Origin of the sequence: Isoptericola nanjingensis (genome assembly GCF_050311635.1) — a bacterium.
In the GTDB taxonomy this organism is placed as follows: Bacteria; Actinomycetota; Actinomycetes; order Actinomycetales; family Cellulomonadaceae; genus Isoptericola; species Isoptericola nanjingensis.
On record NZ_JBNOZL010000004.1, the window covers coordinates 445,665 to 467,051 of the forward strand.

The 21,387-nt window shown below is 72.8% G+C and carries 18 protein-coding genes and 1 tRNA gene; 8 read left to right on the forward strand and 11 right to left on the reverse strand.

The genetic code is table 11. The features are described 5' to 3' along the window. The 6 genes from ACQP6G_RS10225 to ACQP6G_RS10250 form a co-directional block, all read right to left on the reverse strand. A partial coding sequence (locus ACQP6G_RS10225; RefSeq protein ID WP_429764195.1) for a choice-of-anchor G family protein occupies nt 1-4,120 on the reverse strand: 4,120 nt, incomplete at its 3' end. A 287-nt stretch (nt 4,121-4,407) separates the two neighbouring features. After that, nucleotides 4,408-5,661, reverse strand: a complete 1,254-nt coding sequence (locus tag ACQP6G_RS10230; protein WP_429764196.1) for a beta-ketoacyl-[acyl-carrier-protein] synthase family protein — start codon at nt 5,659-5,661, stop codon at nt 4,408-4,410. Nucleotides 5,662-5,765: 104 nt separating this feature from the next. Beyond that, entirely contained in the window at nt 5,766-6,017 is a 252-nt protein-coding gene (locus ACQP6G_RS10235; protein WP_079574895.1) for an acyl carrier protein, read from the reverse strand. Nucleotides 6,018-6,168: 151 nt separating this feature from the next. Then, the gene (locus tag ACQP6G_RS10240; protein ID WP_429764197.1) at nt 6,169-7,194 is read right to left on the reverse strand and encodes a beta-ketoacyl-ACP synthase III; all 1,026 of its coding nucleotides are present in this window, start codon (nt 7,192-7,194) and stop codon (nt 6,169-6,171) included. Then, nucleotides 7,191-8,171, reverse strand: coding sequence for an ACP S-malonyltransferase (locus tag ACQP6G_RS10245; RefSeq protein ID WP_429764198.1), 981 nt, complete (start codon nt 8,169-8,171; stop codon nt 7,191-7,193). The genes ACQP6G_RS10240 and ACQP6G_RS10245 overlap by 4 nt, the downstream gene beginning before the upstream one ends. A 96-nt stretch (nt 8,172-8,267) precedes the next feature. After that, on the reverse strand, nt 8,268-9,500 hold the full coding sequence (locus ACQP6G_RS10250) for a PucR family transcriptional regulator (RefSeq protein ID WP_429764199.1): 1,233 nt from the start codon (nt 9,498-9,500) through the stop codon (nt 8,268-8,270). A gap of 99 nt (nt 9,501-9,599) precedes the next feature. Between ACQP6G_RS10250 and ACQP6G_RS10255 the strand changes: the two genes are divergently transcribed. Next, complete coding sequence (locus ACQP6G_RS10255; protein ID WP_429764200.1) at nt 9,600-10,274, forward strand: hypothetical protein; 675 nt, start codon at nt 9,600-9,602, stop codon at nt 10,272-10,274. 93 nt (nt 10,275-10,367) lie between these two features. Here the strand turns inward: ACQP6G_RS10255 and aceE are convergent, their stop codons facing one another. Continuing rightward, complete coding sequence (gene aceE, locus ACQP6G_RS10260; protein WP_429764201.1) at nt 10,368-13,115, reverse strand: pyruvate dehydrogenase (acetyl-transferring), homodimeric type; 2,748 nt, start codon at nt 13,113-13,115, stop codon at nt 10,368-10,370. A gap of 378 nt (nt 13,116-13,493) precedes the next feature. Here aceE and ACQP6G_RS10265 point away from each other — a divergent pair, with 378 nt between their 5' ends. The 3 genes from ACQP6G_RS10265 to ACQP6G_RS10275 all read left to right on the forward strand — a co-directional run bounded on the left by ACQP6G_RS10265 (nt 13,494) and on the right by ACQP6G_RS10275 (nt 14,530). Further along, nucleotides 13,494-13,904, forward strand: a complete 411-nt coding sequence (locus ACQP6G_RS10265; protein ID WP_429764203.1) for a DUF3052 domain-containing protein — start codon at nt 13,494-13,496, stop codon at nt 13,902-13,904. 4 nt (nt 13,905-13,908) lie between these two features. Beyond that, nucleotides 13,909-14,385, forward strand: coding sequence for a peroxiredoxin (locus ACQP6G_RS10270; RefSeq protein ID WP_429764205.1), 477 nt, complete (start codon nt 13,909-13,911; stop codon nt 14,383-14,385). A gap of 68 nt (nt 14,386-14,453) precedes the next feature. Next, nucleotides 14,454-14,530: transfer RNA gene (locus tag ACQP6G_RS10275), tRNA-Val, on the forward strand. 95 nt (nt 14,531-14,625) lie between these two features. Here the strand turns inward: ACQP6G_RS10275 and ACQP6G_RS10280 are convergent. Next, nucleotides 14,626-15,276: a TetR/AcrR family transcriptional regulator gene (locus ACQP6G_RS10280; RefSeq protein WP_429764207.1), complete on the reverse strand. Its 651-nt coding sequence runs from the start codon at nt 15,274-15,276 to the stop codon at nt 14,626-14,628. Nucleotides 15,277-15,377: 101 nt separating this feature from the next. Here ACQP6G_RS10280 and ACQP6G_RS10285 point away from each other — a divergent pair, with 101 nt between their 5' ends. Next, entirely contained in the window at nt 15,378-16,604 is a 1,227-nt protein-coding gene (locus ACQP6G_RS10285) for an FAD-dependent monooxygenase (protein WP_429764209.1), read from the forward strand. Nucleotides 16,605-16,823: 219 nt separating this feature from the next. On the opposite strand, the gene ACQP6G_RS10290 is transcribed toward ACQP6G_RS10285, so the two are convergent. Both ACQP6G_RS10290 and ACQP6G_RS10295 read right to left on the reverse strand, forming a co-directional pair. Then, nucleotides 16,824-17,630: a CPBP family intramembrane glutamic endopeptidase gene (locus ACQP6G_RS10290; RefSeq protein ID WP_429764211.1), complete on the reverse strand. Its 807-nt coding sequence runs from the start codon at nt 17,628-17,630 to the stop codon at nt 16,824-16,826. Nucleotides 17,631-17,648: 18 nt separating this feature from the next. Continuing rightward, a complete protein-coding gene (locus ACQP6G_RS10295) occupies nt 17,649-18,425 on the reverse strand; it encodes a CPBP family intramembrane glutamic endopeptidase (protein ID WP_429764213.1) in 777 nt (258 codons plus the stop codon). Nucleotides 18,426-18,645: 220 nt separating this feature from the next. Here ACQP6G_RS10295 and ACQP6G_RS10300 point away from each other — a divergent pair, with 220 nt between their 5' ends. Continuing rightward, a complete protein-coding gene (locus ACQP6G_RS10300) occupies nt 18,646-19,197 on the forward strand; it encodes a GNAT family N-acetyltransferase (protein ID WP_429764215.1) in 552 nt (183 codons plus the stop codon). A gap of 61 nt (nt 19,198-19,258) precedes the next feature. On the opposite strand, the gene ACQP6G_RS10305 is transcribed toward ACQP6G_RS10300, so the two are convergent. Beyond that, nucleotides 19,259-19,594, reverse strand: a complete 336-nt coding sequence (locus ACQP6G_RS10305; RefSeq protein ID WP_429764217.1) for a DUF6221 family protein — start codon at nt 19,592-19,594, stop codon at nt 19,259-19,261. An 85-nt stretch (nt 19,595-19,679) separates the two neighbouring features. On the opposite strand from ACQP6G_RS10305, the gene ACQP6G_RS10310 reads away from it, so the two are divergent. Together ACQP6G_RS10310 and ACQP6G_RS10315 are read left to right on the forward strand one after the other, a co-directional pair. Further along, nucleotides 19,680-20,261 carry a hypothetical protein gene (locus ACQP6G_RS10310; RefSeq protein WP_429764219.1) on the forward strand — a complete coding sequence of 194 codons (582 nt, stop codon included), beginning with the start codon at nt 19,680-19,682 and terminating at the stop codon, nt 20,259-20,261. A gap of 79 nt (nt 20,262-20,340) precedes the next feature. Next, nucleotides 20,341-21,348, forward strand: coding sequence for an acyl-CoA desaturase (locus ACQP6G_RS10315; RefSeq protein ID WP_429764220.1), 1,008 nt, complete (start codon nt 20,341-20,343; stop codon nt 21,346-21,348). The last annotated feature ends 39 nt before the right edge of the window (nt 21,349-21,387 follow it).

Below are 21,387 nucleotides of genomic sequence, written 5' to 3' on the forward strand. Positions count from 1 at the left end.
TGGCGCCGTCGTCCCCGGCGGTGGTGGTGACGGGCTCGCCGACCGGGTCGCCGTCGGCGTCCGTGAGCTGCACGGTGATGTCCTCGCCGGGGGTGAACCCGTCGCCGGTGACCGTGGTGGAGCCGCCGGCGGGCACGGTGCCCGGGTCGACGGCGATCGTCGGGGCGGACGTGACCACGAGCGGGGCCTCGGCCGTCGCTCCGCTGACGTCCTGCGCCACCACGGAGTGGTCACCGGGCTCGGCGTCGGCCGGGACGGGGACGTCGACCTCGAAGCCGCCGTCGTCGCCCGCCGTCACCGTGATCGGGCTACCGAGCGGCTCCCCGTCAGGGTCGGTGAGCTGCACGGCGACGTCCGACCCCGGCGTGAAGCCGGTGCCCGTCACCGTGGTGGCGCCGCCGGCGGGCACGGTGCCGGGATCGGCCACGAGGGCGGGGGCGGCGGTGACCGTCAGTGGCGCCTCTGCGGCGGCCCCCGTGACGTCGGAGGCGACGACCGTGAAGTCACCGGGTGTGGTGTCGGCCGGGACCGGGAGGCCGGCGCTGATGGTGCCGTCGTCCCCGGCGGTGGTGGTGACAGGGCTGCCGACCGGGTTCCCGGCGTCGTCGGTGAGCTGGACGGTGACGTCCTCGCCGGGCGTGAAGCCGGCGCCGGTGACGGTGGTGGTGCCGCCGGCCGGCACGGTGCCAGGGTCGACGGCGACGGTCGGTGCCGCGGTGACCGTGAGCGGGGCGTCGGCCGTGGCGCCGGAGGAGTCGGTGGCCACGACCGTGTGATCGCCCGGCTCGGCGTCGGCCGGAACGGTGAGATCCACCTCGATCGTGCCCGCGTCGGTGGCGGTCGTGGTGACCGCGTCGCCGACCGGTTCGCCGTCCTCGTCCGTGAGCTGCACGGTCACGTCCTCGCCCGGCGTGAAGCCCCCGCCGGTGACGGTCGTGGTACCGCCGGCCGGGACGGTGCCGGGGTCGACGGCGACCGAGGGCGGCCCGGTGACGGCGAGCGGGGCGTCGGCCGTGGCGCCCGTGGCGTCGGTGGCGACGACGGTGGTGGGGCCGCTCGGCGTGCCCGACGGCACCGTCAGGGGAGTGCTGACCTCGCCGCCCGGCCCGGCCGCCACGGTCACCGGGGAACCCACCGGGTCGCCCGCGGCGTCGGTGAGCTGCAGGGTCACCTCGCCTCCGGGCGTGAACCCGTCGCCGGTGACGGTGGTGGTGCCGCCTGCCGGGACGGTGCCCGGGTCGGCGACGATGGTCGGCGCCTCGGTGACCTCGAGCGGGGCCTCGGCCGTGGCGCCCGAGGGGTCTGTGGCGACGACGGCGAGGTCGCCCGGCGTGGTGTCGGCCGGTACGGGGACGTCGACCTCGATGGCGCCGTCGTCCCCGGCGGCCGTGGTGACGGGGTCGCCGACCGGGTCGCCGTCGGCGTCGGTGAGCTGCAGGGTCACCTCGCCTCCGGGCGTGAACCCGTCGCCGGTGACCGTGGTGGTGCCGCCCGCCGGGACCGTGCCGGGGTCGACGACGATGGTCGGCGCCTCGGTGACCTCGAGCGGGACCTCGGCGGTGAGGCCGGAGACGTCGGTCGCGACCACCGCGTACGTCCCCGGGGCCGTGCCTGGAGCCGTCGGAAGGGCGACCTCGATGGCTCCCGCCTCCGTGGCCGTCGTCGTGACCGGCTCGCCGACCGGGGTATCACCGGGGCCCGTGAGCTGGACGGTGACCTCCCCGCCCGGCGTGAAGCCGGTGCCGGTGACGGCGGTGGTGCCGCCGGCCGGGACGGTGCCCGGGTCGGTGGTGACGGCGGGGTCGATGACCGCGAGGTCCGCCGTGGCGGTGGCATCCGTGACGTCCGCGGCGGCCACGGAGTAGTCGCCCGTCGCGGCATCGGCGGGGACGACGAACGGGACCCCGATGGCGCCCGCGTCGGTGGCCGTGGTGGTGATCGGGTCGCCGACGGGCTCGCCGCTCTCGTCCGTGAGCTGGACGGAGACCTCGGACCCGGGGGTGAACCCGGTCCCGGTCACCGTCGTGGTCCCGCCCGGCGTCACGGTCGTCGGGTCGAGCGTGATCGCGGGGGCCGCGGTCACGGCGAGGTCCGCCTCCGCGGTCGCACCGGTCCCCGCGTCCGTGGCGACGACGGTGTACGCGCCCGGGGCGGTGCCCGCACCGGTGGGCAGGGCGACCTCGACGGCGCCCGCGTCGTCGGCGGTCGTGGCGACCGGGTCTCCCACGGCGTCACCGTTCTCGTCGACGAGCTGGACGGTGACGTCGCCCGCGGGCGTGAAGCTCTCGCCGGTGATGGTGGTGCTGCCGCCGGCCGGGACGGTGCCGGGGTCGGCGGCGATGCTCGGCGCGGCGGTGACCGTGAGCGGGGCGGACGGGACGACGCCGGACGGGTCGCCGGTCGCCGTGACTGTGTAGTCGGCCGGCGCGGTGTCCGCACCGACCGGCAGCGGAACGCTGAACGCTCCGTCGCCGTCCGACGTGACGGAGACCGGGTCGCCGACGGGGTCGCCCGTGGTTGCGTCGGTGAGCTGGACGGTCAGCGGCGTCTCGGGCGCGAAGCCGGCGCCGGTGATCGTCGTCCGGGCATCGGCCTGGACCGTCGCCGGGTCGGCGGCGATCGTCGGTGCCGCCACGGCGCGGACGGTCGCCGACGCGAGGTTGACGGTGGCCAGGTCGTCGCCGGTGCCGAGCGAGAGCAGGCGCACCGACAGCGCGCGTTCCGTGAACGAGGTTGCCCCCGACGGGTCGTGGTCGGGGAGGTCTCCCGGCTGCTCCTGCACGTTGCCCGTGAGCGACACGACGCCGGTGAGGACGTCGAGGACCGGGCCGACGACCTCCGTCGCTAGGGGCCCCGTGATGCCGTCGAGCGTGCTCTCCATCGTGTCGAGGAGGGTGAACACCGCACCGACCGGCGCGAGGAGGGCGTTGACGACCGCAGACGCGAGCGCCTGCGTGGAGCCGAGCCCTAGAGCGCCGAGCAGGGTGTTGACGAGCGCGGTGCTGCCGAGGACGTCGATGTCCGCGGTGGCGGTGCCGGCGTCGATCTCCGCGAGGCTGGCGTCGAGGTCGAGGCTCAGGACGTCCGTCCACGTGAGCACGGAGAACACCTGGAAGTCGATGTCCACGCTGACGGCGGTGGCCTCGACGGCGGCGTGCACGCCGTCGGCGACGTCCTGCACGACCGACGTGATCGTGCTGGTGACGGCGTCGGAGATCGCAGCGACCACGTCGCCGTTGAGGATCTCGTAGTTCGCCGGCAGCTCGTCGAGGTCGGGCAGGTCCGGGTCGTCCGCGAGCAGCTGCTCGAGGTCGACCCTGACCTCGCCGGTCTCGAGGTTGACCTGGACGGCGCCGTCGCCCACGAAACCGGTGGGCAGCGCCTGCGTGAGGTCCGGGACCGCGACGTCTACGGCACCGGTCGAGCGCGCGACGGCCAGATTGACGTTGATCAGGCCGTCGAGCGCCGTGGTGAGCGTGCCCTCAAGACCGTCGAGCGACGACTGCACCGGGGTGATGGCGTTCTGCAGCTGGGTGTAGACGTTGCCGACGAGGGGGCTGGTGAGGTCAAGGGTCGCGCCCGCGATCTGGTAGTCGCCGGTCGGGTCGGAGCCGGGCTCGGCCTGGGCCGTCGCGGAGAGCGCGCCGAGGGACAGGTCGAGCTGCGAGACGGTGGAGTCGCGCAGGGCCTCGGGCACCAGCGGGGTCAACGACACGGTGGCGTCGGCCGGGAACTGCTCCGAGCCGCCCAACGAGATGGCGCCCTGGTCGGTCACGGCGCCCGAGGCGGAGGTGGAGCCGTCCTCGTCGGCGCCGGCGTACTGGTTCACCGCACCGAGCTCCACGATGCCGCCCGGGCCGACGAGCTGGAGCGTGTCGGTGAGGTCGACGTCGAGCGTGTTGAGCACGTCGGCTGCGAGCGGGTTGGTGTCCGGAGAGGTGCCCGACGGGTACGCGGCGTCGGCCCCCTCCACCTCGGCGATCGAGTCGAGGTCCACGTTCCCGAGGACCACGTCACCGCCGAGGAACTTGCCCAGGGACTCCGACGCGTCGGTAGGCACGGCGGCCGCGCTCGGAGCGCCCGCGAAGGCGAGCGCCCCGAGCACGGCTGCTGAGGTCACACCGGCGGTGAGGTTTCGCAGAGCGTCGCCGCGCCGTCGGGATCGTTGCGGGGGAGCCGCCCCGTTCCCGTGAGCTGTCGATCGACCCTGCTTCGCATGACGGCGCGCACGTGCCACTGGTCTCCCCCTCGGACCTTCACTGCGGCTCACCGACGTTGGTGGCCTCGGGCGCCAACATAGGTTGCCCGGATCACGCAGGCATCACGAGGGACAAACCGACCCGGACGACGACTCCGGGCATCAGGGACAGGTGTTGCGGACGGTGCGACGCGGGCGGAGCGGACCTCTCAGGCGCTCGTCACCGTGAGGGCGACGTTGTGGCCGCCGAAGCCGAACGAGTTGTTGAGCGCGACGATGTCGCCGTCGGGCAACTTCTCCGGGGTGGCCCGCACCAGCGGCACCTGGAGCTCGGGGTCCGGGTTGGCCACGTTGATCGTGGGCGGGGCGAGCCGCTCGTGCACCGCCATGACGGTGAAGAGCGTCTCGAGCGCGCCGGCGCCGCCCAGCAGGTGGCCCGTCATGGACTTGGTGGCCGAGAGCCGCACGTGGTCGGCCTCGCCTCCCATGAGGGTACGGATCGACGCGGTCTCCGTGAGGTCGCCGACCTTGGTGGACGTGGCGTGCGCGTTGACGTGCACGACGTCGCGGGCGGTGACGCCCGCGTCCTCGAGCGAACGGCGCATCGCGGAGACCTGCCCGGTGCCCTCGGGGTCCGGGGAGGTGATGTGGAAGGCGTCGGCGGAGAGCCCGACGCCGGCGATCTTCGCGTAGACGCGGGCCCCGCGGGCGGCCGCGTGCTCGGCGCTCTCCAGCACCACGATCGCGGCGCCCTCGCCGATGACGAAGCCGTCGCGGTCGACGTCGTACGGGCGGGAGGCGCCCTGCGGGTCGTCGTTGCGCAGCGACAGCGTGCGGGACGCCGCGAAGGCCGCGATGGGCATCGGGTGGATCGTCGCCTCGGTGCCGCCGCACACGACGACGTCGGCGCGGCCGGCGCGGATCATGTCGACGCCGTAGCCGATCGCCTCGGCGCCCGACGCGCAGGCGGACACGAGGGCGTGGGCCCCGGCCTTCGCGCCGAACTCGAGCGACACGTAGGCCGCGGGAGAGTTCGGCATGAGCATCGGGACGGTCATCGGGAGCATGCGGCGGGCGCCGCGCTCCTGGAGCGTGTCCCAGCCGTCCAGCGTGGTCCAGATGCCGCCGATGCCGGAGGAGACCACGGCGCCCAGCCGCTCGCCGTCGACCTCGGGGGCGCCGGCGTCCTGCCAGGCCTCGCGCGCGGCGACCATCGCGTACTGCGTGGACGGGTCCATGCGCTTGGTCTCGGGCCGGGACAGCACCTGGTCGGGGTTGACCTTGATGGTGGCGGCGAAGGTGACGGGGATCCCGTACCTCTCCGCCCAGTCGTTGTCGAGGGTGCGCGCGCCCGACTCTCCCGCGAGGGCGGCAGCCCAGGTGCTGGGGGCGTCGCCACCGAGCGGGGTGGTGGCGCCGAGGCCGGTGACGACGACGTCGCGCGAGGCGGGTGCGGCAGTCATGGGTGGGTCACTCCTGAGGTGAGAGCGGGAACGGCTGGTTCAGGTTGCCGGGCGGGCCGGGGTTCACCGGCCCGCCCGCGCGGCGGGGCGAGCGCCCCGCGGCGTCACGCGGCCTGCGCACCCTCGATGTACGAGACGGCGTCGCCGACCGTGGTGAGGTTCTTGACCTCGTCGTCGGGGATGCGGACGCCGAACTTGTCCTCGGCGTGGGTCACGATCGTCATCATCGACAGCGAGTCGATGTCGAGGTCGTCCGTGAACGACTTCTCCGACACGACCGCGTCCGTGGGCAGACCGGTCTCCTCGGCGACGATCTCGGCGAGGCCCTCGAGGATCTCCTGGGAGGTGTAAGCCATGGGGTGCGTCTCTCCTTGAAACGGGGTACCGGCCGTCCGGCACCGTGGGGTGTTGCGGTGCGATTGTCCCGCACCACGGGGGTCGGTCACGACCCCGGGCGGCCGGTCGCGCGACCTGTCGCGCGACCGAGTGCCAGGGTCGCACCAGAGGCTAGGGCAGCACCACGACCTGGGCCGCGTAGACGAGGCCCGCGCCGAAGCCGATCTGCAGGGCCAGGTCGCCCGAGCGGGCCTGCCCCTCGGCGAGCAGCCGCTCCGTGGCGAGCGGGATCGACGCGGCGGACGTGTTGCCGGTGTCGGCGATGTCACGCGCGACGACGACGCTGTCCGGCAGCCGGAGCTGCTTGACGAGCTGGTCGATGATGCGCATGTTCGCCTGGTGCGGCACGAAGACCTGGACGTCCTCGGGCTCGACGCCCGCCTCCGCCATCGCCTTCGCCGCGATCGGGGCCATCTGGAAGCTGGCCCACTTGAAGACGGTCGGGCCGTCCTGGCGCAGCGTCGGCCAGCCGGCCGACGGCTCCGCCCGCAGGTCCGCCCAGCCGCGCGTCTGCGAGATGGCCTGCGACTTCGCGCCGTCCGAGCCCCACACCGTCGGACCGATGCCGGGGGTGTCCGACGGCCCGACGACGGCCGCGCCCGCGCCGTCGCCCAGCAGGAACGAGATGGAGCGGTCGGTCGGGTCGACGAAGTCGGACATCTTCTCGGCGCCGATCACCAGCACGTGCCGGGCGGCGCCCGACCGCACGAGAGCGTCCGCCTGGCCGATCCCGTACGCGTAGCCGGCGCAGGCGGCCGAGACGTCGTAGGCGGCGGCAGGGGTGGCGCCGAGGCGCTCCGCCAGGACGGCGGCACCCGCCGGGGTCTGGTGGAAGTACGTCACCGTCGACAGGATCACCACGTCCACGTCGGCGCCCGTGATCCCGGCGGCGTCGAGCGCCTTGCGGGCGGCCGCCTCGGCCAGGTCTAGCACGTCGACGTCCGCGGCGGCGTACCGCCGGGTGACGATGCCGGTGCGCTGGCGGATCCACTCGTCGGAGGAGTCGATCGGGCCGGCGACGTCGTCGTTCGTCACGACGCGCTCGCCCCGCTCGCCGGCGACCGCCAGGATCCGCGAGAAGCGGACCGGCTCGGCCTGGCGGAGCGCGCGGCGCGCGCCGCTGGACCCGTCGGTCACGCGGACGCCCCCGCGCCGCCCACGACCGAGTGGCGCGCGATGAGGTCGCGCGCCGCCTCGACGTCGTCGGGGGACTTCACGGCGACGGACTCGACGCCCTTGAGCGCGCGCTTGGCCAGGCCCGTGAGGACGCCGCCCGGGGCGAGCTCGAGGATGCCGGTGACGCCGCGATCCGCGAGCGTCGCCTGGCACAGGTCCCAGCGCACCGGGGCGGTGACCTGCGCGGCGAGGCGCGCGAGGACGTCCGTGGCGGTGCCGTGCCCGTGGGAGCCGGCCGCGAGCGTGTCGTAGGTGGCGCCGTCGGCGTCCGAGAGCAGCGGGAGGCGCGGGTCGGTGGCGAGCCAGCCGGTCGCGACCTGCTCGAAGGCGACGCGGGCCGACTCCATGAACGGGGTGTGGAACGCGCCCGCGACCTGCAGCGGGATGACGCGTGCGCGGGTCGGCGGGTCGGCGGCCAGTGCGGTGAGGCGCTCCGGGTCGCCGGCGGCCACGACCTGGCTTCCCCCGTTGACGTTCGCGGGGAACAGGCCGGCCGCCTCGATCGCGGCCAGGACCTCGTCCGGGTCGCCGCCGACGACGGCGCTCATGCCGGACGGCGCGGCCGCGGCGGCCTCCGCCATCGCGCGGGCGCGGTGCGAGACCAGCCCGACGGCGCCGGCGTCGTCGAGCGCGCCCGCGACGGCTGCGGCGCTGAGCTCGCCGACCGAGTGGCCCGCGGTGACGTCCACGACCTCGGTCGTGGGACGGCCGTCGAGGATGGCGCGCAGGGCGAGGAGCGACGACGAGACGATCAGCGGCTGGGCCACGGCCGTGTCGCGGATCGTGTCCGCGTCCGACGTCGTCCCGTGCTGGGCGAGGTCGGTCCCGGCCGCGGCCGAGAAGGAGTCGAGCAGGTCGGCGGTGCCGGGCAGCTCCAGCCAGGGGCTGAGCATCCCGGGGGTCTGAGAGCCCTGTCCAGGGCAGACGACGGCGAGCACGTGCCCACGGTGTCACCTCGCGCGGGGGGTGCGTCGTCGCGACGCGCACGAACCTCGTCGAAAGCGATTGTGGGAATCCTCCAAGAGGGCGGGTACTCAGACGACGCCCGGGTCCCCCTCGAGCTGCCCGAGGGCCAGGGCGATCTGGAGGACGAACGACTCGCGGGCGTCGAGCGGGTCCCAGCCGGTGATCTCGGAGACCTTGCGCAGCCGGTAGCGGACCGTGTTCGGGTGCACGTACAGGCGGCGTGCGGCGGCCTCGAGCGACCGGCCCGTGCCCAGGTACGCGGACAGGGTCTCGAGCACCGAGCCCGACGCCTCCTGCAGGGGGCGGTAGGCCTGGGCCACGAGGGTGCGGCGTGCGGTGACGTCGCCGGTCAGCACGCGTTCCGGCAGGATCTCGTCGGCGAGGACGGGGCGCGGCGCCTGCGGCCACGCGGGTGCCGCGGCCAGACCGGCGAGGGCGGCGGCCGCGGACGCCGCCGCGTCGGAGACGTCGGGCACGACGCCGCCGATCACCACGGGCCCGGGACCGAAGCGGTCCAGGAGGGACGTGGCGGCGGCGACCAGGTCGCCCTCGCCGCCCAGCACGAGCACCAGCCGGTCGCCGTGGATGCCGACCAGGGCGTCGCCGGCCGCGCGGCGGGCGAGCCGCCGGAGCTCGGCCGTGCGGACGTCGTCGAGCCGCGTCGTCGCCTCGCCCACCATCACGAGCGCCTGGCCACGGCCGCTCCACCCGAGCGCCGACACCCGCGAGCGGAGCGAGTCGTCGCCGTCGCCACGCACCAGCGCGTCCACGACCAGGGCCTCGAGACGGGCGTCCCACGCGCCGCGCACCTCGGCGGCGCGGGCGTACACCTCGGCGGCCGAGAAGGCGATCTCGCGGGAGTAGCGCAGGACCGCCTCCCGTAGCTCCCGCTCGTACCCGGGGGCCGCGATCTCGTCCGAGTGCTGCTCCACGACGTCGACCATGAGGCGCACGAGCTGCAGCGTGTGCTGCAGGGAGATGGAGCGCGTGAGCTCGGGCGGCGCGGCGGCGAACATCTCGCCCACGCCGTGCGGGGTGGGCGTGGGCTCGGCGAACCAGCTCACGAAGGCGTTGATGCCGGACTGCGCGACCAGGGCCACGTACGACCGGTCCTCCGCCGGGAGGTGCCGGTACCAGTGCACCTCCTCCTCGAGGCGGCGCATCGCGGTCGAGGTGAGCAGCCCCATGCCCTCGCGCACGCGCTGCACGTTCTCGCCCCGGGAGACGGGTGCGCCGTCCGTGCCGCCCTCCGGGACGGCGGTCCCGTCGGTCGTGGAGGTCGGCGTGCCGCTGCTCGTCATGGGTCGAGGATACGGGCGTGGTTGTGGGGAGTGCACAAACGTCCGGACGGGCGGAGCGGGGCCCCGGCCGCGGCGAGGGTCATTGGATAGTGTCGGTCCATGGCCCTCATGCCCCGGCTCCGGCAGCTGCTGCGCCGGCCGTTCTCCGCCTCCACGGTCGCGGCGCGCCGCCCGTCGTCGTCGCGGGAGCGCGGGGACAGGCAGTCCGAGGACGCCCTGCGGGCGATCCTCACCGACGACCCGAACGACGCGCCGGCCTTCCGCGCGCTCGCGGAGATCGTGCGCCGACGGGCGGCCGAGTCGCCCAACGCCGAGGACCCGCTCACGGCACCCTCCGACGAGGCCGCGCTGCAGCGGGCCGCCGACCTCGCCGTGTGGTCGCTCGCGGAGGAGCTCGCCGGACATCCGCGCGGCTGGCGCCCGTTGCTCGAGCTCGGACGCCTGTCCGTGGCCGACGACCCGGAGGGCGCGGCCCGCCGGCTCGCCACCGCCGCCGAACGAGACCCTGGCGGCGAGGCCCTGGCCGAGGGCCTGGCGATCCTGCGCGAGGCCGGCATGGCGACCGAGGCGCTCGGTCTCGGCATCGGGCACTGGCGCGCCCGCGAGCACACCCCCGAGGTGGGGCGCCAGCTCGTCCTCGCCGCGCTCGAGGCGGGGCGCGTCACGGAGGCGCGCCAGCACCTGGAGTCGCTCGCGCAGCACCCCGGCACGGCCGAGCTGCGGGCGGAGCTGGACCGCGTCGTCGCGGCCCGCGAGCAGACCTCGCCGACGTAGCACCTCGCCGACGTCGCCCCGACGATTCCGCCGGGGACAGCACGAAGGCCCCGAGCCGTGCGGCTCGGGGCCTTCGTGCTGTGCGGCGTGACGTCAGCTGTCGCCGCCCGCGACGCCGGACGTGCCGGCGTTGACGTCGAGCAGGCGGTACTTCTCCACCGCCTTGGCGACGACGTCGGCCGGGACCTCGCCGCGGCGGGCGAGCTGCTGCAGCGTCTTCACGACCATCGACGGGCCGTCGATGAGGAAGAAGCGCCGCGCGGCCGCGCGGGTGTCGGAGAAGCCGAAGCCGTCCGCACCGAGCACCGCGTAGTCGCCCGGGACCCAGGCGCGGATCTGGTCCGGCACCAGGTGGTCGTAGTCGCTGGTCGCGACGAACGGTCCCTGGGCGCCCGACAGCTTCTGCGTCAGGTACGGGACGCGCGGCTCGGCCGTCGGGTCGACCAGCGCGTCCTTCTCCGCGGCGAGCGCGTCACGACGCAGCTCGTTCCAGCTGGTCACCGACCACACGTCGGCCGACACGCCCCAGTCCTCCGCGAGGAGCTGCTGCGCCTCGAGCGCCCACGGCACGCCCACGCCGGAGGCGAGGAGCTGCGCCTTGGGTCCCTCGACGTCGGACGTCGCGATCCGGTGGATGCCGCGGAGGATGCCGTCGACGTCCACCTCCTCCGGCTCCGCCGGCTGGATCATCGGCTCGTTGTACACCGTGAGGTAGTACATGACGTTCTGGTCGCGGCCGTCGGAGCCGTCGCCGTACATGCGCTCGATGCCGTCGCGCATGATGTGGCGGATCTCGTAGCCGTACGCCGGGTCGTACTGCACCATCGCCGTGTTGGTGCCGGCGATGAGCGGCGAGTGGCCGTCGGCGTGCTGCAGACCCTCACCGGTCAGGGTGGTGCGACCGGCGGTGGCGCCGATGATGAAGCCGCGGGCGAGCTGGTCGCCGGCCGCCCAGAACTGGTCGCCGGTCCGCTGGAAGCCGAACATCGAGTAGAAGATGTAGACCGGCACCATGGCCTCGCCGTGCGTCGCGTACGACGTGCCGACGGACTGGAAGGCCGCGGCGGAGCCGGCCTCGTTGATGCCCGTGTGCATGATCTGCCCCGACTCGGACTCCTTGTAGCTCAGCATGAGCTCACGGTCCACGGCGAGGTAGTTCTGCCCCTGCGTGTTGAAGATCTTGGCGCTGGGGAAGATCGCGTCCAGACCGAACGTGCGGGCCTCGTCGGGGATGATCGGCACGACGCGCTTGCCGAACTCCTTGTCCTTGATGAGGTCCTTGAGCAGGCGCACGAAGGCCATCGTGCTGGCGACGTGCTGCGTGCCCGAGCCCTTCTTGAGGATCTCGTAGGCCTTCGGCTCCGGCAGCGTCAGCGGCTTCGGCGTCGAGCGGCGCTCGGGCACGAAGCCGCCCAGGTGGCGACGGCGCTCCAGCATGTACTGGATCGCCTCGTCGTCCATGCCCGGGTGGTAGTACGGGGGCAGGTACGGGTCGGCGTCGATCTGCTCGTCCGTCAGCGGGATGTGCAGGTTGTCGCGCAGCGCCTTGAGGTCGGAGTTCTTGACCTTCTTCATCTGGTGCGTGGCGTTGCGGCCGGCGAAGCTGGAGCCGAGGGCGTAGCCCTTGACCGTCTGCGCGAGGATGACCGTCGGCTGGCCGGTGTGGGCGCGGGCCGCGGAGTACGCCGCGTAGATCTTGCGGTAGTCGTGACCGCCGCGCTTCATGTTCCAGATGTCGTCGTCGGTCATGTTCTCGACGAGCGCCTTGGTCCGCGGGTCGCGGCCGAAGAAGTGCTCACGGATGAACGCGCCGGACTCCGCGCGGTACGTCTGGTAGTCGCCGTCGGGCGTGGCGTTCATGAGGTTGACCAGGGCGCGGTCCTTGTCCGCGTTGAGCAGGGCGTCCCACTCACGGCCCCAGACGACCTTGATGACGTTCCAGCCGGCGCCCTTGAACTGGGCCTCCAGCTCCTGCATGATCTTGCCGTTTCCGCGGACCGGACCGTCGAGGCGCTGCAGGTTGCAGTTCACGACGAACGTCAGGTTGTCGAGCTGCTGGTGCGCCGCCTGCTGCAGCATGCCGCGCGACTCGGGCTCGTCCATCTCGCCGTCGCCCAGGAACGCCCAGACGTCCTGCTGGCTCGTGTCCTTGATGCCGCGGTTGTGCAGGTACTTGTTGGTCCAGGCCTGGTAGATCGCCGAGGCCGGGCCGAGGCCCATCGAGACGGTCGGGAACTCCCAGAAGTCCGGCAGCATGCGCGGGTGCGGGTACGAGGGGAGGCCGCCTCCGGCGTGCGACTTCTCCTGGCGGAACCCGTCGAGCGTCTCGGCCGACATGCGGCCCTCGAGGAAGCTGCGGGCGTACTGGCCGGGGGAGGAGTGCCCCTGGAAGTACACCTGGTCGCCGCCGCCCGGGTGGTCCTTGCCGCGGAAGAAGTGGTTCAGGCCCACCTCGTACAGCGTCGCGACCGACGCGTAGGAGGAGATGTGGCCGCCCACGGAGATCTCGGGGCGCTGGGCGCGCGTCACCATGACGGCCGCGTTCCAGCGGATCCAGGAGCGGTAGCGGCGCTCCATCGCCTCGTCGCCCGGGAAGTACGGCTCGTCGTGCACGGCGATCGTGTTGACGTACGGCGTCGCCACGGTCGCGGGGATATGCACGTTGCGCTCCCGCGCGCGACGCAGCAGGTTGAGCATGACGTAGCGCGCCCGCGGGCCGCCCTTGTCGTCGATCAGACCGTCGAACGACTCGACCCACTCGCCGGTCTCGGCGGGGTCGATGTCCGGGACGGCGCTGAGCAGGCCGTTGATCAACGGTCCGGTCTCGTCGTACGAAGCCACCAGCAACCTCTCTCATCTTCGGACGGCGTGCGGCACATGGTCGCCGCCCCGGTCCGTGTCAGGCATCCCGTCGTGAAGGCACCGCGTCGCGTGGTCGCGGCGGTGCGGCCCCCGAACGGGTGGTCATCACTCATTGTGTCCCCAGACGGGCCGGGGGAACACCATCGGGCGGTCAAGGATCCGTGATCTACGTCATGCCGCGGGTCGCCGATGTTGCCGAGGTCACTGTGCAGCCCCGCTCCGAGCAAACCACGGGCGGGCGGGGGTTGCCGGGCGGACGTCCTTCCGGTGGACTACGTTGGCGCACACACAGACGTGCGCCCCGCGCGCGTCCGTACGCGTCGGTGATGGTCAGACGGAGAGGAACGAAGGTCCAAAGTGGGTAAGCAGGCGGAATCCCCGGCAGCTCGATTCGGGTTCACGCCCGGGCAGGTCGTGCAGGAGTTCGGGTGGGGAGACGACGTCGACGACGCGCTGCGGGCCGAGGTCGAGGCCGCGGTCGGCAGCGAGCTGGTCGACGAGGACTACGACGACGTCACCGACGGCGTCATCGCGTGGTGGCGCGACGAGGACGGCGACCTCACGGACATGCTCGTCGACGTCCTGACGGTGCTCGACGACGGCGGCCTCATCTGGCTGCTGACGCCGAAGCCGGGTCGCGACGGCCACGTCGGCCACGACGAGATCCAGGAGGCCGCGACCACCGCCGGCCTGCACGCCACGAGCACGTTCGCCGTCGCGCCCGACTGGTCGGCCACAAAGCTGGCCAACCGCGGCCGCGGACGCTGACCTGGTGACGAGCACGGCCCCCGAGGTGCGGTGGCGTGCGGGCGACCCCGCGCCCGACTTCACGCTGCCGGACACGCACGGCACTCCCGTGCACCTCGCCGACCTGCGCGGCGAGGCGGTGCTGCTCGTGTTCTTCCCGTTCGCGTTCTCGGGCATCTGCACCGGTGAGCTGTGCGAGCTGCGCGACAACATCGAGGATTTCGAGGCGGCCGGGGTGCGCCTGCTGGCCGTCTCCACCGACCCGGTCTTCACGCTCAAGGCCTGGCACGAGCAGGAGGGCTTCGGCTTCGACCTGCTCAGCGACTTCTGGCCCCACGGCGCCGTCGCCGACGCCTACGGCGTCTTCGACCCCACGAGCGGCCACGCGCTGCGCGGCACCTTCCTCGTCGATGCCGACGGGATCGTGCGGTGGTCGGTCGTCAACCCGCGTGGCCAACGGCGGGACCTCGAGGCATACCGCGAGGCGCTCGCCGAGATCTGACTCGGAGCAGGGGTGCGCAGGTGTCCGGTGGGGCGCCCCTCGCCGGGTATTCTTTGCTGCGCTGCCCAGGGCCTGTAGCTCAGCTGGTCAGAGCGCCACGCTTACACCGTGGATGTCGGGGGTTCGAGTCCCTCCGGGCCCACCACCCCTTGTCTTGTAGCCCTGACCTGCATCGTTGCGCCGACCGCTCGTGGACTTGAGCGGACCGCCCTACCTCCACAGGGCCATGCAGACCCTCCGCTAGGTGAGGCTGCGGTCGAACTCGTCGTTGGTGAGCGCGGGTGCGGCGAGCGGGGTGGGGAACTCGCGCCGTGTTCGTAGGCCGTCCAGGAAGAGGGTGACGTAGCGCCGCCACAGGTCGGGCGCGACGTCGCGGCTGCGCTCGGTGACCGCGCCGAGCATGAGCTGGATCAGCGGAAAGTCCGACGGCTCGAGGTCCGTGCGCAGCTGCCCGGCTTCCTGGGCGCGAACGATGAGCCCTTCGACGGCGGGCGAGAGTCGCTCGCTCGCGATGTCGAACGCGACGCCGGTGCCATGGCCGCCCTCGAGGAGGATCTGCCGCAGACCGCGGTTCTCGGCGAAGTCGGCGGTCGCCGCGAGGAAGAACTGCTCGAACGCCTCCCACGGGTCGTCGAGCACGAGGGCCTGTTCCGCGCGCTCGACCACACGCTGCACCGCGGTGTCCAGGACGGCCGCGACGAGCTCGCTGCGGTTCGCGAACCGCCGGTAGGCCGTGCCCACGCCCACGCCCGCGTGCCGTGCGACGTCGTCGAGCGTGACGTCGAGCCCGCGGCTCGCGAACAGGTCACGGGCGGAAGCGATCAGGCGCTGACGATTGCGCTCGGCGTCCGCGCGCAACGGCCTGGCGTCCGGGGCTGATGGCGTGCTCATGCATCCCATCCTAGCCGCGAAACGGAGACTTGCTCTCCGGTTCGTGGTACGCTCCGTCGCGGAAACGGAGAGTTGGTCTCCGCTTATTGGGAGGATGAGAAATGAGCGCACCGCGAGCACTGGTCGTCGGGATGGGTATCGCTGGACTGGCCACGGCCATGCGGCTGCGAGAGGTCGGCTGGGAGCCGTTGCTCGTGGAGCGCGCGCCCGAACGCCGCCCGGCCGGCTACTTCGTCGGCCTGTTCGAGACCGGCCGCGCGACGGCGCAGCGCATGGGCGTGCTGGACGCGATCGGCAACCGCGCCGACCCGGACGGCAAGACGTACGACGTCGACCGGTCCGGCGAGCGACGTCGGCCGAGCATGGGATACGGCGACCTGCCCGGCGACCCGCGCCTCATCATGCGCGGCGACATCGAGGCCGCCCTCTTCCCCCAGATCGCCGCCACCACAGAGATCCGGTACGGCACCACCCCGGTCGCGATCGACGAGCACGACGACGGCGTCGACGTCACGCTGCGCACCACCACCGGCGCCGGCACCGGCTGGGCCACGACCGAGACCACCGAACGGTTCGACCTCGTGGTCGGCGCCGACGGCCTGCGCTCGACCGTCCGCCGACTGTCATTCGGGCCCGACTCCCAGCTGCTGCGCCCGCTCAACCACATCATCGGCGCGACCCTCCTCAAGGAACAGGTGCCCGGATTCCGGCCCACCGACGGGCTGACCCTCGCCGAAGAAGGGCGCTCGGCCTGGGTGTTCCCCTTCGCCGACCACGCACCCGGCGTGCTGTTCTCCTACCGCACCGACGACGAGGACGCCGAGTTCCGCCGGACTCCCATCGAGTCCCTGCGAGCCGCCTACGGCCCTGAACCGGCGGGCCCGATCCTCGAGAACCTCTTCGAGCAGTTCGAAGCCGCCGACGACAGCCTCTTCGACTCCGTCCACCAGGTCGACATGCCCACCTGGCACACCGACCGCGTCGTCCTCGTCGGCGACTCCGCCTGGTGCCTCACCCTCTACTCCGGCATGGGCGCCTCCCTGGGCCTGGCCGGCGCCGACCTGCTCGGCACCACGCTCGCTCGCAACCCCGGCAACACCACCCGCGCCCTGCGCGAGTGGGAGCAGCGCCTGCGCCCCTTCGTCGACGTCCAGCAGCGCTCAGGTCGCACCGACGGACTGTCCATGTTCGTGCCCCAGACCCGACGTGACCTCGCCACCCGCAACGTCATGTCCAAGGTCACCAGCAACAACCTCACCAACCGACTCATGCGGGCCGCGATCGCCACCAAGTTCAAGGAGAAGTCCCTCGACATCGCCGCGCCGTGACCGGATCGCCGAGTCACCCACCAGCGCCGGGGCCGCCCATGCCTCTGTCGCAACCGTCCATCGGACACTCCCGGGTGAGCGCCCAGCGCGGAGGAGAAGCAGGCGGCCAGCGGTCAAGCTGCGCTCGCGTGAGCTGGCCCGCACGGTGAGGATCCTGAGGTGGTGGCAGTGGGTCGGCTGCCATTCGCAGGCTCGGTGACGTCGCGGAACCGTCGTGGTTCAGCGTGGCCGTCGCGCCTGGCGGGCGACCGACACGATGAGCGGAATGCTCAGCACCCCGAGGAGCGTCAGCGCCATGGCGCCCCACAGGGGCGGATTGCCATTGCTGGAGTCCGAGTAGCCGGCTGCGTAGAGCGCGAAGTCGGCCAGGAAGTGGAGCGCGATGGCGAGCCACAGGCCGCCGGCGGCGCGCCGGACGGCGTAGTAGACGGCGCCGAGGAACGACGTGACGGCGACCTGGATGAGGGTGGGGACCAGCGGGGCGCCGTGCAGCAGGTTCAGGGTGTGCAGTGCTCCGAACACCAGGCACGTCAGGAAGAATGTGGGCAGCTCGGACCACGAGCCGCGGGCGCCGGTGAGCAGGATCCCGCGCAGTGCGAGCTCCTCGGTGAACCCGACCAGGAGCGTACCGGCCGCCACGACCAGGAGATAGGTGAGGGCCTGGGTCCAGTCGACCTGGCTGAGGTTCCCGGCGATGACCACCAGATAGACGGCCGGGAACGCCCACCACCACCGCGGCACCCGCTGACGGGGAGTCTCGTGCCAGACGGGAGCCCACCAGCCCGCGCGGCGCACGAACACGACCAGCAGGACGGCGATGATCGTCAGGGGCAGGACGTGCGTGCGCAGGAACGCGAGAGCGGGATCGGTGATCTCGCCGTCGCTGCCGCCGGGCAGCAGGTCGTCGATCGTGATGAGGACGGCGTAGGTCGCGACCACGGCGAGGCCGACGAGAACGGTGGGCCTGACGCGCACGTCCTCGGCCTCGTCCCGTGTGCTGGTGGTGCCCGGAGGATCGACCGGCATGCTGTTCATCTCCCGGGTTCAGGCCTTCGCCGCTGCGGGATCGGGTGCCCGGTCTCCGACGGCTTCGTGAGCGTCGCGGGCGGCGAACCAGAAGAAGATCAGTGCCAGCACGCCGGCCACGATCGCCAGCACCGCCAGCGGGTTCGACCCGCCGGCCTGCTCGAGGCTGAACACCGAGAAGTCCCACGCGCCGTGCAGGACCATGGCCCCGATCAGGGAACCGATCACCCGGCGCAGGATGTAGAACGTCAGCCCGTGCAGGAACGCCTGGCCGATCTGCGGCACGGTGGCGGCGACCGACTGCCCGAGGAAGATGTTGATCCCGTGCATCAGGCCGAAGCACAGGCTCGAGATCAGGACGGCCCAGACCTCGGCGACGCTGCCGCGCAGTCCCACGAGCAGGACGCCGCGGGTGGTCAGCTCCTCGGTGAACCCGACGAAGACTCCCAGCGCCAGGGCGGCGAGCACGAAGTCCAGGCTCACCGCCGACCACGTCGTGCCCGCGAGGTTGCCGATCACGGCCACCGCGAGCAGTCCCGGCGCGATGACCGTCCACTTCGCCTTCGTGGTGCGGCGCTCGTGCAGCGCGGGCCGCCACCAGCCCAGCCACGTCGTGACCACGGCAAGGACCGCGGCCCCGACGACCAGCGACACGACGGCACCGCGCCACAGGTTCGACGGCGAGTCACCGAAGTCGGTGTAGGGGACGCCGCTGGACTTCTGCAGCACGACCACCACCACGCCGTACAGGACCCACACGGCCAGACCCACCCATGCCCGAGGACGTACGCGCATCCCGACTCCCTCTGCTCGACAGACACACATCGGTCCAGAACCGGGCCAAGCCTCGCAGGCATTCGCGGAGACCGCGCGGCGTCGCAACGCCCGACCCGGTCGAATGGCTCCGGCACGCCGGGGCACACCAGAGCCGCCACCGAACCCGGGCGGGACACGTCCGGACCCCGACAGCCCGCGGTTCCGGGCGGTGGGACGCGCCGTGGCAGACTCGCGCACCGTGACGTCGAACACCCGCATCAGCCGGGCTGCCCTGACCAGCGACCTCGAGAGCCTCGCCATGGTGGAGCTCCGGTCGTGGACTGCGGCGTTCCAGGACGTGCTCGATCCCGCCGAGCTCGCCGGGCTCCGGCTGGAGACCCTGCGCGAGAGGTGGGTGGACCGGCTCGGCGAGCGCGACGGAGATCGCGCGAACACCCTGTGCCTGGTCGAGGACGGCGAGGGCGACAAGAACGACATCCTCGGCTACGTCCGGTGGTACCCGAGCGAGGACCTCGATCTCGACCCGGCGCAGGTGGCGGAGATCGGAGCTCTGTACACGGTCCCGTCGAGCTGGCGCAGCGGCGCCGGCACGTCGCTCCTGCGTGCGGCCGTCGACGCCGCCACTGCGGGGGGATATCTCCATGCGGCGTTGTGGGTGCTCGAGGACAACGCGCGTGCGCGCGCCTTCTACGAGCGGCAGGGGTGGGAGCACGACGGCGTCCACGACACGGTCCGTTCGGGGCCCAGGCTCGTGCGACGCCTGCGCTACCGGCGAGGGCTGGCCGCCTGACGGGCCGGAGCGGGCCGCACGTCGAGCTGCCCGCTCCCGTCCCGTGCGCCGTCGGCGCTCGCTAGAGCCGCCAGGCCTCGCGGTAGTCGGCGTGGTCGGCGTAGGGGAGCGCGAGGGCCCGGAGCATGCGCTCGCCCACGAACTCGATGCCGCTGACCTCCCGTGCGTCGACGTCCCGGTCGAGGTCCTTGTCCATGTCGAGGCCGGTCGCCTCGTAGGCAAGATGGACGAGCTGGCGCTTGGCCTCGACCTCTGCCTGCAGCCGCGCCGGAGTGAACGCCCGATCGAGCTCGCTCGACGATGTCGCGTCGGGACCTTCGCGCCGTCGGAGCGCGGCGGCCGTCGCCCTCGCCTCGTCCTCGTCCAGCCGTGCGGTCAGGAACTCGGTCAGGGTCACAGGGGCAGCATACGGCGGAGCCGCGGCGACGAGCTTCTCGGCACGGGTGGCCGGAGCGGCCTCCGAGGGGGCGTACAGTGAAGAGGTGGGTGATCGACGGATCGGCCCGCACGAGGCCGATCACGACGGCTCGCCGACGGAGGTTCGGTCCTCCGGCACCGACGAGATGGCGTCCGAGGCGCGCTGGGACGACGACGGCGGCTACGAGCCCGACGACACCGACCGCGACGCAGCCACAGCTTCCGGGGCCGACACGCCCGCGGGCGGTCTCTTCCTGCGCGGCATCCTCGACTCCGCCCTCCCGCACGAGCTCGGCACGGACGCCGAGCCGGAGCGCTACACGGTCGCCGCGATCTTCTCGCGCCAGGTCGCCCCGGAGGAACGCGCGCTGATCGAGGGGCCGGACGCCCGGTCCACGCTGGCGGCGCGCGGGTACCCGGGGGTGGGGCTCAAGGTCGCGGACCGCCGCCTGGAGATCTCGGGGACGAACCTGGCGACGCTCGCGAGCGGTCTCGCCTCCCAGGTCGCGGCGCTCCTCCGAGACGTGGAGGAGCAGGTCGTGACGGCCCGTGAACGGCGCGACGACGAGCGGGTGCGGTGGAGCGAGGCGGAAGCGGTGCGCGCCGCCCGGGTGAAGGCTGAGGCAGACCGTGTCCGTTTCGAGTGACCTTCCGACCCCCGCGCCGGCCCCTGCACCCCACGGCGTCCGTCGCCCCGCGAGGCGCGTCACGAGGGACTACGCCGCCTTGGCCAAGGTCGTGCGGGACTCCGGCCTCCACAGCCGCCGCTACGCCTACTACTGGTCGCGGCTGGTCGTGACGGTCGTCGCGTTCGCCCTGGTGTGGGCCGGGGTGGTGCTGCTGGGCGACACCTGGTGGCAGCTCGTGCTCGCCGCGGCCCTGGCCGTCGTCCTGGCACAGCTGGCGTTCCTCGGGCACGACAGCTCGCACCGGCAGATCTTCCGCTCGCGGGCCTGGAACGACTGGACCGGCCGCGTGCTGGCGAACGCGTTCGTGGGGCTGAGTCACGTGTGGTGGACCGCGAAGCACAACGCGCACCACGAGGCGCCGAACCGCGAGGGGCACGACCCGGACATCTCACCCGGGGTCATCGCGTTCACGCCGGCGGTCCTCGCGAGCCGGCACGGGTGGCGCCGGTGGTTCGCCCGCAGGCAGGGCTGGTTCTTCTTCCCGCTGCTGGCGCTCGAGGGACTCAACCTGCACGTGGCGAGCGTGCGCACGGTGCTGGGCCGTGGTCCGGTCGTCCACCGCGGCGTCGAGGTCCCGGTCCTGCTGACCCGCCTGGTCCTGAACGTCGCCGTCCTCGCGCTCCTGCTGCCGCCCGCGATGGCGGGCGCCTTCCTCGCCGTCCAGCTCGGCCTGTTCGGCGTCCTCCTGGGCGGGGCCTTCGCGCCCAACCACAAGGGGATGCCGATCGTCCCGGCGGACGCGGAGGTCGACTTCCTGCGTCGGCAGGTGCTGATGTCCCGCAACATCCGGGGGAACGTCGTCGTCGATTTCTTCATGGGCGGCCTCAACCGGCAGATCGAGCACCACCTGTTCCCGGGCATGCCGCGGCCGAACCTCCGGCGCGTGCAGCCGCTCGTGCGGGAGTACTGCTCCACCCTCGGGGTCACGTACACCGAGGTCGGCTTCTTCGTCTCCTACCGGATCGTCGTCGGTTACCTCAACGACGTCGACCACAGGGCGCGCGACCCGTTCGAGTGCCCCCTGGCGGCGCAGCTCGGGCGGTAGCGGACTTTCGCCCGAACGGGGCGAATGGCGCGTACAGTC

Coding starts and splice junctions, on each gene's coding strand:
- ACQP6G_RS10230 (WP_429764196.1), bottom strand. CDS start 5,661: ATGACTGCCGCACCCGCCTCGCGCGACGTCGTCGTCACCGGCCTCGGC.
- ACQP6G_RS10235 (WP_079574895.1), bottom strand. CDS start 6,017: ATGGCTTACACCTCCCAGGAGATCCTCGAGGGCCTCGCCGAGATCGTC.
- ACQP6G_RS10250 (WP_429764199.1), bottom strand. CDS start 9,500: ATGACGAGCAGCGGCACGCCGACCTCCACGACCGACGGGACCGCCGTC.
- ACQP6G_RS10255 (WP_429764200.1), top strand. CDS start 9,600: ATGGCCCTCATGCCCCGGCTCCGGCAGCTGCTGCGCCGGCCGTTCTCC.
- ACQP6G_RS10280 (WP_429764207.1), bottom strand. CDS start 15,276: ATGAGCACGCCATCAGCCCCGGACGCCAGGCCGTTGCGCGCGGACGCC.
- ACQP6G_RS10285 (WP_429764209.1), top strand. CDS start 15,378: ATGAGCGCACCGCGAGCACTGGTCGTCGGGATGGGTATCGCTGGACTG.
- ACQP6G_RS10290 (WP_429764211.1), bottom strand. CDS start 17,630: ATGCCGGTCGATCCTCCGGGCACCACCAGCACACGGGACGAGGCCGAG.
- ACQP6G_RS10295 (WP_429764213.1), bottom strand. CDS start 18,425: ATGCGCGTACGTCCTCGGGCATGGGTGGGTCTGGCCGTGTGGGTCCTG.